The organism is Salmonella sp. SAL04157 (assembly GCF_046551635.1).
GTDB lineage: Bacteria > Pseudomonadota > Gammaproteobacteria > Enterobacterales > Enterobacteriaceae > Salmonella > Salmonella enterica.
Window position 1 is genome coordinate 23,020 of sequence record NZ_JBGDVS010000006.1, and the last position, 14,233, is coordinate 37,252.

Annotated in this window: 14 protein-coding genes; 1 reads left to right on the forward strand and 13 read right to left on the reverse strand. The window is 40.3% G+C overall.

What is annotated here, in order from left to right; translation table 11 throughout:
* Positions 1-10: 10 nt before the first annotated feature.
* On the forward strand, positions 11-1,057 hold the full coding sequence (locus tag ACLJRE_RS14120; RefSeq protein WP_001122054.1) for an AbrB family transcriptional regulator: 1,047 nt from the start codon (positions 11-13) through the stop codon (positions 1,055-1,057).
* A 54-nt stretch (positions 1,058-1,111) separates the two neighbouring features.
* On the opposite strand, the gene nei is transcribed toward ACLJRE_RS14120, so the two are convergent.
* From nei to ACLJRE_RS14185, 13 genes are all read right to left on the reverse strand, one after another.
* Positions 1,112-1,903, reverse strand: a complete 792-nt coding sequence (nei, locus tag ACLJRE_RS14125) for an endonuclease VIII (RefSeq protein ID WP_023212943.1) — start codon at positions 1,901-1,903, stop codon at positions 1,112-1,114.
* Between the two features lie 48 nt (positions 1,904-1,951).
* The gene (locus ACLJRE_RS14130; RefSeq protein ID WP_001145917.1) at positions 1,952-2,089 is read right to left on the reverse strand and encodes a hypothetical protein; all 138 of its coding nucleotides are present in this window, start codon (positions 2,087-2,089) and stop codon (positions 1,952-1,954) included.
* Between the two features lie 67 nt (positions 2,090-2,156).
* Positions 2,157-4,052, reverse strand: a complete 1,896-nt coding sequence (locus ACLJRE_RS14135; RefSeq protein WP_077944345.1) for an HAD family hydrolase — start codon at positions 4,050-4,052, stop codon at positions 2,157-2,159.
* Positions 4,053-4,109: 57 nt separating this feature from the next.
* Positions 4,110-4,943 (reverse strand): glycosyltransferase family A protein, encoded by an 834-nt coding sequence (locus ACLJRE_RS14140; protein ID WP_023207388.1) that lies wholly within the window; start codon positions 4,941-4,943, stop codon positions 4,110-4,112.
* Positions 4,944-5,135: 192 nt separating this feature from the next.
* A complete protein-coding gene (locus tag ACLJRE_RS14145; RefSeq protein ID WP_023212941.1) occupies positions 5,136-6,914 on the reverse strand; it encodes a glycosyltransferase in 1,779 nt (592 codons plus the stop codon).
* 93 nt (positions 6,915-7,007) lie between these two features.
* Positions 7,008-7,718, reverse strand: a complete 711-nt coding sequence (locus ACLJRE_RS14150) for an ABC transporter ATP-binding protein (protein WP_000702852.1) — start codon at positions 7,716-7,718, stop codon at positions 7,008-7,010.
* Positions 7,719-7,721: 3 nt separating this feature from the next.
* Positions 7,722-8,492, reverse strand: coding sequence for an ABC transporter permease (locus ACLJRE_RS14155; RefSeq protein WP_000998822.1), 771 nt, complete (start codon positions 8,490-8,492; stop codon positions 7,722-7,724).
* Between the two features lie 128 nt (positions 8,493-8,620).
* A complete protein-coding gene (locus tag ACLJRE_RS14160) occupies positions 8,621-9,754 on the reverse strand; it encodes a glycosyltransferase family 4 protein (protein ID WP_410957421.1) in 1,134 nt (377 codons plus the stop codon).
* 12 nt (positions 9,755-9,766) lie between these two features.
* Complete coding sequence (locus ACLJRE_RS14165) at positions 9,767-10,663, reverse strand: glycosyltransferase (RefSeq protein WP_410957422.1); 897 nt, start codon at positions 10,661-10,663, stop codon at positions 9,767-9,769.
* Complete coding sequence (gene glf / locus ACLJRE_RS14170; protein WP_001531005.1) at positions 10,660-11,811, reverse strand: UDP-galactopyranose mutase; 1,152 nt, start codon at positions 11,809-11,811, stop codon at positions 10,660-10,662. Before glf ends, ACLJRE_RS14165 begins: the two co-directional genes overlap by 4 nt.
* A gap of 285 nt (positions 11,812-12,096) precedes the next feature.
* On the reverse strand, positions 12,097-12,837 hold the full coding sequence (locus ACLJRE_RS14175; protein WP_001194235.1) for a hypothetical protein: 741 nt from the start codon (positions 12,835-12,837) through the stop codon (positions 12,097-12,099).
* Between the two features lies 1 nt (position 12,838).
* Positions 12,839-13,174, reverse strand: a complete 336-nt coding sequence (locus ACLJRE_RS14180) for a hypothetical protein (RefSeq protein WP_077906418.1) — start codon at positions 13,172-13,174, stop codon at positions 12,839-12,841.
* A 459-nt stretch (positions 13,175-13,633) separates the two neighbouring features.
* Positions 13,634-14,200, reverse strand: coding sequence for a tyrosine-type DNA invertase (locus tag ACLJRE_RS14185; protein ID WP_000824704.1), 567 nt, complete (start codon positions 14,198-14,200; stop codon positions 13,634-13,636).
* Positions 14,201-14,233 lie beyond the last annotated feature (33 nt).

Below are 14,233 nucleotides of genomic sequence, written 5' to 3' on the forward strand. Positions count from 1 at the left end.
GGAGCATGGAATGCCGATTCTGCAGTGGTTTTTGTTGTTCCTGTTATCGCTGCTCATTTCCCTTATTTTTCTCTATCTGCACCTTCCGGCGGCGATGCTGCTCGGTCCAATGATTGCGGGTATCGTGTTGAGTTTGCGAGGTAGTACGCTACAACTTCCGCGCGGTATTTTTCTCGCCGCACAGGCGATTCTCGGCTGTATGATCGCCCAAAATCTAACCGGTTCGATATTGACCACCCTCGCCCTCTACTGGCCGGTCGTGCTTTTAGTATTGCTGGTGACGCTGCTTTCCAGCGCGATAGTCGGCTGGCTGCTGGTACGCTACAGCTCGCTGCCCGGCAACACCGGCGCATGGGGGTCATCGCCGGGCGGCGCAGCGGCAATGGTAGCGATGGCGCAAGATTACGGGGCGGATATCCGCCTGGTGGCGTTTATGCAGTATCTACGGGTACTGTTTGTGGCTGGCGCGGCGGTGCTGGTGACACGCCTGATACTCGGCGACAGCGCGGCAGCGGTCAGCCAACAGGTGATCTGGTTTCCGCCGCTTAGCGGTAATTTATTGACGACGCTGCTATTAGCGATCGTGGCGGGCATTGCCGGTCGCCTGATGCGTATCCCTTCCGGCACGATGCTGCTCCCCATGTTGGCAGGCGCGCTTCTCCATTCGCAAGGCATCATTGAGATTGAATTACCCGAATGGCTGCTGGCCGTGGCGTATATGGCGATAGGCTGGCGTATTGGGCTGGGGTTTGACAGACAGGTGTTTTTTATGGCGCTGCGGCCATTGCCGCAAATCTTATTGTCAATTTTCGCGCTGATGGCGATTTGCGCCGCGATGGCGTGGGGAATGGCTTACTACATGCAGATTGATTTTATGACGGCTTATCTCGCCACCAGTCCCGGGGGTCTGGATACGGTTGCCGCGATCGCGGCAGGAAGCAGTGCCGATATGGCGCTCATCATGGCAATGCAAACCCTACGGCTGTTCAGCATTCTGTTAACTGGGCCAGCAGTGGCCCGTTTTATATCAACCTATGCGCCCAGACAACCTTTGTAGGACTGATAAGCGTCGCGCCATCAGGCAATAGCCGCTCGCCGATGGCGGTTCCGGCTATTTCTGGCAATGCGGGCACCAGTAAAACGGGCGTGAGGACAGTGTTGTCTTTTCAATAATGCCGCCACACCGCTCGCACGCTTCGCCGTCACGGTGGAAAACCTTAAAGCGAAACAGTGCGCCATGATGCTTGTTTTCATCCGCCTGACCGCGAGTCGTGTAGGACAGGCGCGGAATATCCAACAGCGCGTGAGAAAGCGCATTCAGTTGCGCCTCGTTGAGATCTTTCGCTTTATGCTGTCCGGTTAACCCTACCTGCCAGAGGATTTCAACGCGAAGATAATTCCCCAATCCCGCCAGAAAGGCCTGATCCAGCAACAGCCCGGAAAATTGTCGGTTGCGAAAACGCGGCGACAGCAATCGAGCTTTAACCTCTTCCGGAGTGAGACGCACGTCCAGCACATCCGGACCGACTCGCTGTAAAAAGGGGTGCGTCGTGAGCTGCTCTGCTGTCAGCATTTCGATATCAGACGCGCTATAAAGCAGAATAGTTTTATCCGCCGTTTGTAGCCTGACGCGCAATATACGCGTGGTCTGCGGTATTTCACCAGTATCGTTCACCCGCCATACGCCATAGAGTTGATTGTGGCTGTAGAGCGTCAGGCCATTTGAAAAGTGGGTCAATAACGCTTTTCCCCGCGTCTCTATCCGGGTAACAAGTTGACCGGTAAGCTGCGATTCATACGGTTTTAACTGTGCAAAGGCAAACCAGACATCGGTTAAGGGTTTGCCTTTGATTGCCGCCTCCAGATTATCCGCCGCACGACGAATTTCCGGGCCTTCAGGCATGATAATATCCTTTGTTAACAGTTGATTAATGGACTACACCGCCTCTGACTATCTGGAATGCACATCGAACGCCATAATGAACATCCACAGCGGATGGACAAACAAGCGGTGGTATCCAGTGATAATAACATTATCGCAGCACGAGACCACTTCCCCGTCAGGGTTAACGTGATCGCGCCAGGGCATAATCGACTCAGCCCTTGTCGGGCAAGCGCCCAATAATGATTGTCTGCCTACCGGAATTAAATGACGCTTAGTTATATTTTGCCCAAAATTTTTTTCTGTTGATCCTTTTAAAGCCTTCTTTCCAATAACTGGCATTCAACTCTTTGATATACTTTTCTCCGGGAAAAAGTTTATCCTTTAAAGGCAGTTTCTTGGCTAGCACGATTCTTTCTGCGTTAGATCCCGCGGACTCTGAATGTGTGAGGGAAGATAAGGCGTCCAGTTGAGCGCTTGAGGGTCTGGCTATCAATTCAAAAAAAGGTTCTGACAATACAACACTACTAAGTGCTGCATAATTTCCTTTTTGTATGAGCGGTTTGACGTACTCAAAAAAAGAAATAATCCCTGATTGCAATCTTGCCGCTTTTTTTAAATACTCAATTTCAGAACCACTGCTATCTTCACGTACAGGAATTATTCCATTATCCGTTTTTTTATAGCCAATTGTTGACCCAGTATTATCAGCCATAGCGAACTCCATTATTTCCACCCCTCCTGATAAGAAAAGATCACACTTATCGTGGGGATGGCCATAGTTGGTTAGCCAACCAAACATCTTATTATAAATAGATCGGTTATCATTGGCGCCAGCAAAAGTTGCCAAATAAAACCCATGTATTTGTTTTTCTGCCCATTGCGCACCTAAAGAACGAGCAAATACTGATTGAATATTACCCATCCATCCTACATCGATAAGTGCTATATTTTTATAACCTTCACAGGCCGTTTTAAAGTAATCAGCGTAAACTTCCCTGTGCTGAGTATTTTTTAATAAAATATATGGAAATAATTTATTTATAAGCCAGTGAACCTTATGTTCCTCTCCTGAAACAGGAATATACTCCTCGTCAGGAAAACCAACATGATGTATATCTGAAATATGCTCACTCGCATCTAACCCCGCGATAGCAAGTATCTTTTTAATACTTTTCTTATTCTTACCACCAAAAAGATGCCAAATCCTGTGCATCGGCCAATCAGTCATCCCCACCATATAAGCTGATGCGCGGGATATATATAAATATTCACATTTTACATGTTCTTCTGAAAAATATTCATTATAAATTTTATAGATTAAGTGAGCATCGCGTGCTAAAAAAAGCGCTTTATCAATTTTATGAATCTTTAACTGATTCGCTAACCAGGATACATAACCTAATAATAACGGACCAAATACTTTAAATCCTATCTCATTTAAAGGATCATTTTGATGGAAAGCAGAAACTTGTTTAAGTAATAAAGTCTTACAAATAGATTCACCAATAATATCTTTAGTTTTCCAATGATTAGATACCCCATGATTATACTCTGACCAATCAGCATGGAGAGTATTTATGCCGAGTTTTTTAGCATTCAGAATATCAGCATGAACATTGTCGCCAACATGCATCCATGATGCAATATCTACATTTTCATTTTTCTTGACTATTGAAAATAATTTACCACTATTTTTAGAGTACCGCTCTTCGCCAGATGAATAAACTGGAATGTTACTGATATCATAGCCACATGATGTTAACAACTCCTTTAATATTGCTGATGGAAGGTACATATCACTAATTAAAATGACTTTGCAACCATCACTAATAGCCTTTTCAAACAAACAGCTTCCACGCGCATTTTTATATAAAACAATCTTCTCCATTTGTATTTCCAGATCGATTATCTTTTTTACTGTCGCTGGTGAAAGCTGCGGATGCTTTTTTAAAATTTCATCGTATATTTCAGATATGAGTATTTCCGGCTCGCCGCCAAAACGCCTGACCCTATTCTCTCTGGCACTTACTTCCGCCTGAACTCTTATCTCTGGGAAATTATCAATAATACCAATCTTGTACGCTGATATAAAAAAGTTCTCAGTTGCTAAAGTTGATTGCATTAATGAAAACAAATCTCTGGGACGATAAATCCTCCGGCTAACCAATGTATCAAAGATATCAAAGCTTACGGTCTTGTATTTTTTAAAGTTCATATCCATATTTTATTTAATCTTATTTTCAATATAAGAAATTTTATGAAAAAGACTATTGTTAGCAATATTTGAAAGTAACACATTGAGCAATGATGAGTCATCAATACTTCTCATCATTTTATTTTCTGCAATTTTGCATTCTATATCAAATAACTCATTGTTAATTACGGTATAATTGCCAAATTCAAAGTCATCATTTTCTCTGAAATGATAAAATGCCAGTGCTTCAGGTAAGATCCAAACATCATTTTCTGCCAGGTAATGAATAAAAAAAGGCCAGAAAAATGCAGGAGAGGATAATTTATGACTTTCAATCACATCGATAACAGAATTTTTATCGAATAAACACGAGGAAAGTGGAATAGAATTCCTGTAATAAATAACATCAAAACTAACAGGGCCAGCATTTAAATAGTGGTTCCATGGTTGCGTTGAATTTATAATTATTCTATTATTTTCCGCAATCTCAGCAACTTTATTTGTATGGCATGCTATTGCATTTACAGATGAATACATTGACTGTATATTCGCCAAAACACTGAGTAGCCTTGACACATATTCAGGGGCCCAGGAATCGTCATCATCCATAAAGCATAAATAATTAGATTCAGACATCTTAATAGCATTAAAGATACAGTTTTCGTCGTAGATAACACTATATATATTTGACAGTTCTTTCAGATAAAAATCATCCACATTGTGACATTTCAATTCTTCCTCCATGCAGAAAATGATGATATTTATTTTTTTGAACGTCTGGTCATTAATGGATTGCAAGGCCCGCATTAATAGACGAGTACGCCCAGGTTTATGTCGGACAATAACTAAAAGACTCTTTTCCATATTCTGATTTCGCGTTTTACGGTATATATAAAAATTAACACCCTATGAATGAATGCTGACATTGGGTAAGGATTATAATATTTTATTAGACTGACACCAGATAAGGTGTAGCAACAGAACCATACCTAAGATTATCATAGTCATATAATTAAAAAATCGGTATAATTCTCATCAACACCACTTACATCATGTTTAATATTTATCTTCAGATTTTTTATTGAATTTTTTATACCAAAAGAGCTTTGAGGTAAGATAGGGCAAACTATTTTTCATCTCTTTTTTTGCAGATTTAAACCGATAAAAATTTTTGACTGCCGTAAACAAACCATTAATAATAACTTTAAAAAACTCCATTTTTGAGTGGGTAAGTTTTAATAATTTGCCATTTTCTATATTTAAATGATAGATAGTAATTCTCCGGAATGAAAACTTAGTAGGGTGATAATGACGATAATCAACCACGATTGGTTTTTTAATTAAAAAGAAAGCTGGAATTAAGTGTCCATTAAGGGTTATGCATCTAAAAAATTTGTAGATGGCTTTTTCTTTACCAGAACATGGGTAATCAACACAACCATTAACAATATCAATACCTTCTACATTGAATTTTTCATTATGAGTTATTGCATTAATTCTTTTTCTTATCTCCAGAAGATCTACATTATCTTCCCAAAACTCCCGCCCAGAAAGACAATCGTTATATGACATAATCATTGCTCTGGCAAGTTCATAGCGGCATGAAAAACTCGCAAGAAAGACTTCCCGCACAAAGAAAACACTTAACAGTAGTGCAGCAAACTTTCTTTTACTAATTAATGCAGGTACAGCAACAGTCCTGAAGTTCAAATAGCTATTTAGAACCGATATTTTTCTTTCAAAATCCATTTGCCACGAAGCCACACCATTAAGTGTGACAATATTATGTTTTTTATGCATATATCCAAATAGCAGGTCATCACCACGAACAAAGAAAGGAAATGAGTAATATTCAATAGCGTTAATATTAAAGGCAAAAAACCACCATCCACCGTAGCCTATTTTTCTTTCATTATCAAAAGTATCTAAAGAATCTATTTCCCGAGCATCCAGATAATGTTTATCCGGGTAATGTAAAAAATCTCTATGCCATATGGCACCAGATTCATGTATGATTGCCGGGTTATCCTCAAAAAGCATACAGCCAGTAACAACTGTATTTTTGTCTTTAGCCATCAGTAAAAAAGCATGAGTTCGACAAATCGATTCAATTTCACATGAGCCGTCGTCATCCATAAATATGACATGTTTGACATCGTTGATTTTCCCTGCCTCTATCAAACCTCTCATAAACCCGCCTGACCCACCGAGGTTTTCATTATTGATAACCATAACGCCGTTTCCTGACGGGTGATTAATCGCCTCACCATTATTAACGACAATCAATTTAAAACGATCTTTAAATTCGCTCTGGGTTAAGAGTGTTTTATTAATTCTATTGATTGTTTTAGTAACAGCTTCTTTTCTATTATAAGTTGTTATAACTAAAGCCATAGATGATTTACTAACATGATCTTTAGTCAGAAATTCAAATCCATTTAAAACAGAGTCTTCGTCTGATTGCCACTCCACATAGATATATCCAAAATTTATTTTTGATATATCAATTTCAATCTCATCACTAATATTACATGACGATTTAAAATCAATTTGCTTTAATACTCTAATGACACCATTCTCTTTATGCCTTACAGTTATAGTTCCGCGACCAATTATATTAACCCGCAAAAAAAGTGATGTTAAGGTTGTATATTTTTTCCATTTCTTAATTGAGAATGCATTAAAAAAAGTATCAAAATATGCAACCTTATGACGCGGAACAAGTAAGTTACGTGAGGTATAGTTATACTTCCCGCCCTGAGTTCTGAAATAAAGCTGCTCTTCCGTGCATAGATCAATGTTTGGTAAAATTATTTTTTGAAGTAAAAAATACATAACGAACCTATAAATTTATATTATCTGGGGTAACGCTATTATAAAATAGTAAATTACTCACCGCGTAGTGATATAAATACTGCAATAAGAATATTAAAATCCACCTTTGCTAACTATCTCACCGTGCTCAAGCCTGATGAACTTATTACATACAGATTTAGCCAGTTCATCATCGTGAGTGGCCATTACCATAATGCCCGCTTTAGAGATAAAGCTATTTAATCTCATCTCTGCTTTTCTTTTAAAATCACTATCACCCACGCTCATCCATTCATCCATCAGTAAAATTTCAGGATTAATTGCAGTAGAAATAGAAAAACCAAGCCTCAGAACCATACCACTAGAATACGTTCTAACGGGGATTTTAATAAAATCACCTAACTCGCTGAACTCGATGACATCTTCTGTAATATTTTTTATTTCATTTTTTGACAGACCGAGAAATAGTCCCCTCAGTTTTATATTTTCCAGGCCGGTAAGCTCACCATCCATTCCCATCATGGGATCAATGAGGCTGGTGACTCGACCGATACATTCATACTTCCCTGAAGTTGGTTTATAGGCCCCTGCAAGTACTCTCAGAAGAGTGGTTTTGCCCGAACCATTGTGTCCAATAAGCGCAAGACGGTTACCTTCAGTAAGCGTAAAATCAATTTTTTTTAATGCCTCTACTTCAATAACCCCGGTATTCGATGAGCCAATTCGTCCACCTGAAGCAGCCTGTAAAAAAGTTTTTTTAAATGAACGGTGGCTGGAGTTAAATATAGGGAGTATTACGCCAACGTTTTTGCAAGAGATTTTCATTAATTATAACCAGTATACGATTCTTGAGCGATATTTAGTCAACACTAAGGTTGAGACCATCAACATAATAATAGAGGTTATTATTGTGTAAAACCATATAGTTACATCTGGTACAGTTCCCATTAGTGGTTTCCTGAGCATCTCCATAAAGTAATAAAAAATATTATAATCAACAAATTCCTTTCTTCCCTTTGGTAATTGTTCCGATGTCCAGATGATAGGAGTTATAAAAAAACACAACGTTACTACACTTTGAACAACCGGTCCCATATCACGATATCTTGTGCAAAAAATGGCGAGAATCATACCTGTAGAAATTAATGAGATGGATGTTATTATAATTGCAGGTATAAAAAGGAGAATATCAAGATTTACCGATGTATTGGTAAAAAAAATCACGAAAGGTATAATGATAAAATTATGCAACATAATCATAAACTGCCGATAGAAAACACGTAATATATATAAATATAGCGGAAGGTCAGATTGTTTAATAATTGATGCGGACTCATTAAATATTCCGCATGACTCATTAATAGTTGCTGATAGAAAGGCCCAAAAGATCATACCTAAAGTAAGATGCATGATAAAATTTTCGGAACCAGAACTGAACAGCGAACCGTAAAGAGGTCCCATTGCTGATATGGTGACCCCCATCGAAATCGTTATCCAAAAAGGCCCTAACACCGATCGCCGGTATCGTCCCAGGACATCATTCCAACCTAGCGAAATCCAAAGTTGGTGCCTGGCCAGAGCTTCTTTCAAATCATTCATTGTTTCCGTGTCACCTTTACCTGAAGAACTTATTCTTTAACGATATGAAAATATAACTTATTTATTTTCTATAATATTTACATACTATTTATCTAAACACTGACCCACTTCATAAGCACTTTATGGTGTTAGCAACCAATAGTGTCTTTATAAATTTGCAATGTCTTATTAATGACTAATATGCTGGAAAACAATTCCTTTACACGTTTTCTTCCATTCGCCCCCATCTCTAAGCGAATCTGTGGATTTTTTAACAAATACTCTAATTCTACCGCTAACTCCTGAGCTGAATTACTTTTCACGATCAACCCATTATAGTTATGAATAATCAAGCTATCACATCCGCCGGTATCATAAGCAATACATGCACGTCCTACAGATGATGCCTCTAATAAAAGCCGTGGTACTCCTTCCGGATAAATAGATGGTAATGCAACGATATTCGATTTCTGAATAAGCTCATATACATTCGAAGAGCGTCCCAGCCAGTTAATTAGCCCTTCATGATGCCAGTGATGAATGAGCTCCAAAGGGATAGCATCTTTATCGTCCTCGGCCAATATACCTGCAACATTTAAAACAAAATGAATATTTTTTTGTCTGAGGATCTTTTTTGCTTCAATGAGATCGCCAAGACCTTTACTCCATAACATTCGGCTTGCAAAAAGGACTATCGGTATCTCATGTTTTTTCTCTATAGAGAATTTATAAATATCCGGGTTAATTCCAGCACCTTCGATAACGATGGTTTTATGATAATCAATACCTACTAAACGCGATATTTTTCGTCGATCTTTATCATGTTCAAAAACAAAAACACCACGCTTATTACCGGCAATGTATTTGTAAACCAAAACGGTTAACGCACGCAATATTCTCATTGGCACGGTATTATATAAAAAGATTCGACCAAGTCCGACAAAGCTGATAACAACTGGACTATTACTTCTCCTGGCGCTAACCCCACCAATCAGACAAGGTTTGAGCGTAATACAATGCAATAAGTCAGGATTAATCTCTTTAATAATTTTCCGAGCGTTAAGGAATGCTCTAAAAAAAACAAACATATTAAATGACTGAGCAACAAGAGACACATTGTGACAAATAAAACCAAGCGTTTTGAATTTTTTTATAATCTCTTCACCAATAAAATGACTTATGATATGAATTTCATAACCCGCATCCCTTGCCGCTATCACACGTTCTGTCCAATGTAAATCAAAGTACCAGTCTGAATTTACAAAATAACATAACCTTTTCATCTCTTCTTCCTGCTAATGATATTTCCCGCTAATACCTTTAAGTCCATGAAGTATTCCTTGCCAGATAAAATATAGATAAAGAAATTTCTTACGCTGCCATGGCAAAATGGCGAGATATTTAGAGAGGCGTAAAACTATAGAAAGAACACTGAATATCCTGGGAACGGGTAAAAGTTTTCTCAACAGCAACAAATTTCTACAAAGATAATATACTTTCCATTCGGGACAGATACACTTTCCATGAATAGAGATATCATGAATAAATTTAATTTCTGGGGAGTAACGAATTTTCTGCCCGGACAATACTAGCTTATAACCAAAGAAAAAATCATCATAATAAAGGAAAAGTTCATCATGGATATCGTTAAGATGGTTATTCAATACCTTTCGATCAATAATCATACCAACGAATGACACAGTTTGAACATTAGTAACCTGAGTTCTTACTGGAGAAAACCTCTCTGGGCGTATCACATAATAAATAGTCTCAAACACCGTAGATGGAACCCTGATGAAAGGCAAATTCATCCGACAAGACCGTCCATAGGTGTCCTGAACTCGCGACGCAAATATACGGTATCTTGAGGTATCTAATAACGAGAAATGCTTTAAAATATTAATTTCCGGGTAAGCATCATCATCATAGAAAAATACCCAATCGGCATTACTATATGAGCATATATATTGACTACCTACTTTAAATCCGCCAGCACCACCAAGATTATCTTTAAGATTAAGTATCGTGATGCCAGGTTCACTTAATGAAGAAAGCCATTCCCTGGTACCGTCGCTTGAGCCATTATTAACGATAACAATAGAGGAAAAACCCGCCTTAACAGTCTCTCGCACACTTTTTTTTAATTTTTCAAGACGGTTAAAAGTTACGATTAGCGCTGTACACTTCATCAAACGGTAACTGTAAAAGCTGGCATTTCTTTTTGTTCATATAGCGACGTTAAGTATACGTCCGCCGTCTGTAATGCTTCAGCTATCGTGATGTCCATATCGAGATAACGATAAGTGCCAAGACGACCAATGAAAGTAATATTTTTTTCTTTTTTAGCCCGCGACAGATATTTATTCAGTAAATCCATTTTATCTGCCCTGCGAACAGGATAGTAGGGTATATCACCAGCTTCACATTCCCGACTATATTCTTGATAACATATTGAAGCTTCATGTCTCTCCCACGGAGAAAAATATTTGTGCTCAGTAATCCGAGTATAAGGAGTATCTATTGAACAATAATTCATTACTGCGCATCCTTGATAATCACTCTGGCAAATTATTTTTTTAAAGTCTAATGTACGATATTCCAGCCGGCCATATTGACAGGAGTAAAAGGCATCCAGCGCGCCACTGAAAAAAACATGATCATAATCTGTCCGCATTTCCTGAGTGAAGGAGCGACATAGTTCAACAGCGATATTTTCGTGTTCGACAATGGACTTGACCATTTGTGTATAACCAAATTTTGGTATTCCCTGAAACTTATGATTGAAATAGTTATCATTATAATTAAAGCGAACAGGGATACGTTTCAATACAGAAGCGGGTAACGCGGAAGGATGAAGCCCCCATTGTTTAATGGTATAACCTTTAAAAAAGGCTTCATATAACTCTTCGCCAATGAAACGCAAGGCCTGTTGCTCAAAATTTTGTGGTTCCAGAATGGTGCTATCACATTTTTGAAGCAGTAATTTCCTGGCGTCATCAGGTGAGCAGGCGACACCAAAAAATTGATTGATGGTATGAAGATTGATAGGTAGAGAAAATACCTGACCATTTACTGTAGCCTTAACCTTATTGATATAAGGCATCATCTCAGCGTATTTATTTACATAATTCCATACAGTTTCATTATCAGTATGAAAAATATGAGGACCATAAACGTGCACCATAATACCCGTGTGCTCATCTCGGGCATCATAAGCGTTACCACCGATATGCGAACGTTGATCAATAATATTGACTACATGTCCCTGCTCGGCTAACTGGCGTGCTATTACTGCGCCTGAAAGGCCCGCACCTACAATTAGTATCTTTTTACGTTGCATTATTTTTGTCACTCTGTTCGCAGACACAGATAATATTAGATGGTTTATCCAGAATCATTGTCATTTATATCAGTAGGGTAAAGTGAAATTTACTCAACGCATCCAGATAATTCCACGCTACCGCCACAGCGCGTAAACCCTCGCACTGATTACAGATTCATTAATGTCACACGTTATGCGGTATTTCCGGACAACGATGATTGCCATATTTATTTTGCGAAGATAACTCATTCAGAACGCAACATAACGGGTCTGAATACCGCGCGGCATGATGTAAATATGCTGTCAGCATAAATCCGGTGCGTTACCGGCCCCAGTTTTTACCAACGCACTCTGTTGACTGATGTCCGGGCCGACGTCCGGTATCCTTATTCTTACCGCATCAGATAGCGGTACTCCTGTCGGGATATCCCAGCGTTGTTTCAGCGTCTGCTCCGCGAGCCAGACCTGCCTCACGCCGGTTCCCAGCATACGGGCCGTCATTTCCGGGCTACAGCCTGACAACAGTAATCCCAGCACCCGCCGTCCCTGTTTTGGCAGACGCTCTGACAGTAACCTGACCAGCGTGCGGCTGTTTATCTCCATCACCAGCTCCGGTACGCTCAACGCGTTTTTCATCTCCTCCTCGTAAGGCGATGTCTGTAGTGATGACCATATGGCAAGCTCAGCCATTCTGGCCAGAACCCTTACCGACATAGCGCGTTTAATCAACCTCAGATGGCGGAAATAACCTTCCACGCTGACGTCAACCGGTAAAAACGCGTTACTGCTGCAAAAAACCACTGTCCGCGGATAACGCTGAAAAACCTGTTGCCACAGCAGAAGCTGAGTTGATGGCCGTCCGGCGGATATCACCATCGCGCCGGGCCACCGACGCAACCGATCCAGCAGCCCTTCTGGTGTCCTGAGACGAACGCAGTCCTCCACGCAAAGGCCACCGGTATCCGGAAACTGCGCAGGATTTTCGCCTGACTGACAAAACATAATCAGCCGGAGAGGCGGCAGTACTCTGGTTAACGTCTGCATATCAGTACGTCAGAACCTGGTACAGGCTGAACAACGCTGCGACGGTGGAGACCGACAGCAGGAGCAAAAATATTTTCGCGCCCATACTGTACCGACACTTACTGGTGCCCCCCCTTCCGGTGGACATTTCCGCATATTCTTGCGTCATCAGATTGTTCTCCTCTGGCCATTGCCGACCCGGCACTGCGCCAGCAACGGCAGCTTCGTGTTGTGGAAACAACATGTCCGCACCCTTTCGTGGACCGGGAGCCATTCCATGTCTGTATGAAAAATGACGTCTGGCCCTATCTAAACACAGCACTCTGACACCCTGTCCGGTTCTGCTTTTCGGCTGCACAGGCCGTCAGTCCCCCTGGTAGTAAATGCTCCTGCCGCAGGGTAATTCTGCCCTGTGCGGAGTACAAAATGACAAATAAAAAACACAGTAATCTATTGATTTATATATTTATTATGTAAATCAGCTTTCCCTGAACAGACTTCTCTGTGATTTAACAATATGATTCAAAAAGTTAAATAAAGTATTTAATTCTTTGATATGATTATTAATCAGCATTAAATATTATTTAATACGTTTTTTTAACACTTAAAATTAACATTTTGTGCAGGCAGGACAAAAATGGATACAGCATAGTGCTGGTTGGACCAGGTAAATTTTCCCTTAGTTTTTTTATTGTTATATGGATAACTCCTTAATAAGCAAGAGATTACGATTGCATGACTCTTGTGTGGAAGGGGTAAATCTGAGAGGATGATGAAAGCGCGAAGCGGACTTAACTTTTTGAATCAGAACGTACGGTTATACTCGACGTTTTTTTCGCCATATTCCATGAAAACGCCCGGCGTTACTTGCGGTGTATCTTACGGTGTGCTGGATATTCCTGTGCCCCAGATAGTCCTGTATGAGCCGAGTATCAATCCCTTTATCAGCAAGGGCGTAGCCGCAGGCATGTCGCAGCATATGAGGATGTGGCGCTATCGTTAATTCGGCTAACCGCCCTGCCTCACGAAGTATGTAAAAAAATTGTTGCCTGCTGAGCGGATGCCGTCGCAGCGACAGGAACAGCCAGTCTCCGTCAGCCCCTTTCTCAAGATACTTCCTGGCCCTGAGCCAACTTTTCAGTACGTTATACTCATCGGGAAGGAGGGGGTGACACGTTGAAAAGCCATTTTTGAGGCGCCGGATATAAAGCTGTCTTCCTGCAAGATCAATATCCGACAAGCGCAGCCCCAGCAGCTCACTGGCCCGGAAGCCGTGAATAAACGCCATCAGGATTAAGCAGCGGTTTCTTTCCGGGAAGGGCATTCTGTCGGTCGCTGACAGCAGTTTTTCAATCTCTTCTTGCGTAAGATATTTTCTTTTCACAAAACAAATCCATCATAACAAAATGAATAATAT

Bases quoted from the DNA above. Each gene is read 5' to 3' on its own strand.
- ACLJRE_RS14120 (WP_001122054.1), top strand. From the start codon at position 11: ATGCCGATTCTGCAGTGGTTTTTGTTGTTCCTGTTATCGCTGCTCATT.
- nei (WP_023212943.1), bottom strand. From the start codon at position 1,903: ATGCCTGAAGGCCCGGAAATTCGTCGTGCGGCGGATAATCTGGAGGCG.
- ACLJRE_RS14130 (WP_001145917.1), bottom strand. From the start codon at position 2,089: ATGCCCTGGCGCGATCACGTTAACCCTGACGGGGAAGTGGTCTCGTGC.
- ACLJRE_RS14140 (WP_023207388.1), bottom strand. From the start codon at position 4,943: ATGGAAAAGAGTCTTTTAGTTATTGTCCGACATAAACCTGGGCGTACT.
- ACLJRE_RS14145 (WP_023212941.1), bottom strand. From the start codon at position 6,914: ATGTATTTTTTACTTCAAAAAATAATTTTACCAAACATTGATCTATGC.
- ACLJRE_RS14150 (WP_000702852.1), bottom strand. From the start codon at position 7,718: ATGAAAATCTCTTGCAAAAACGTTGGCGTAATACTCCCTATATTTAAC.
- ACLJRE_RS14155 (WP_000998822.1), bottom strand. From the start codon at position 8,492: ATGAATGATTTGAAAGAAGCTCTGGCCAGGCACCAACTTTGGATTTCG.
- ACLJRE_RS14160 (WP_410957421.1), bottom strand. From the start codon at position 9,754: ATGAAAAGGTTATGTTATTTTGTAAATTCAGACTGGTACTTTGATTTA.
- glf (WP_001531005.1), bottom strand. From the start codon at position 11,811: ATGCAACGTAAAAAGATACTAATTGTAGGTGCGGGCCTTTCAGGCGCA.
- ACLJRE_RS14175 (WP_001194235.1), bottom strand. From the start codon at position 12,837: ATGCAGACGTTAACCAGAGTACTGCCGCCTCTCCGGCTGATTATGTTT.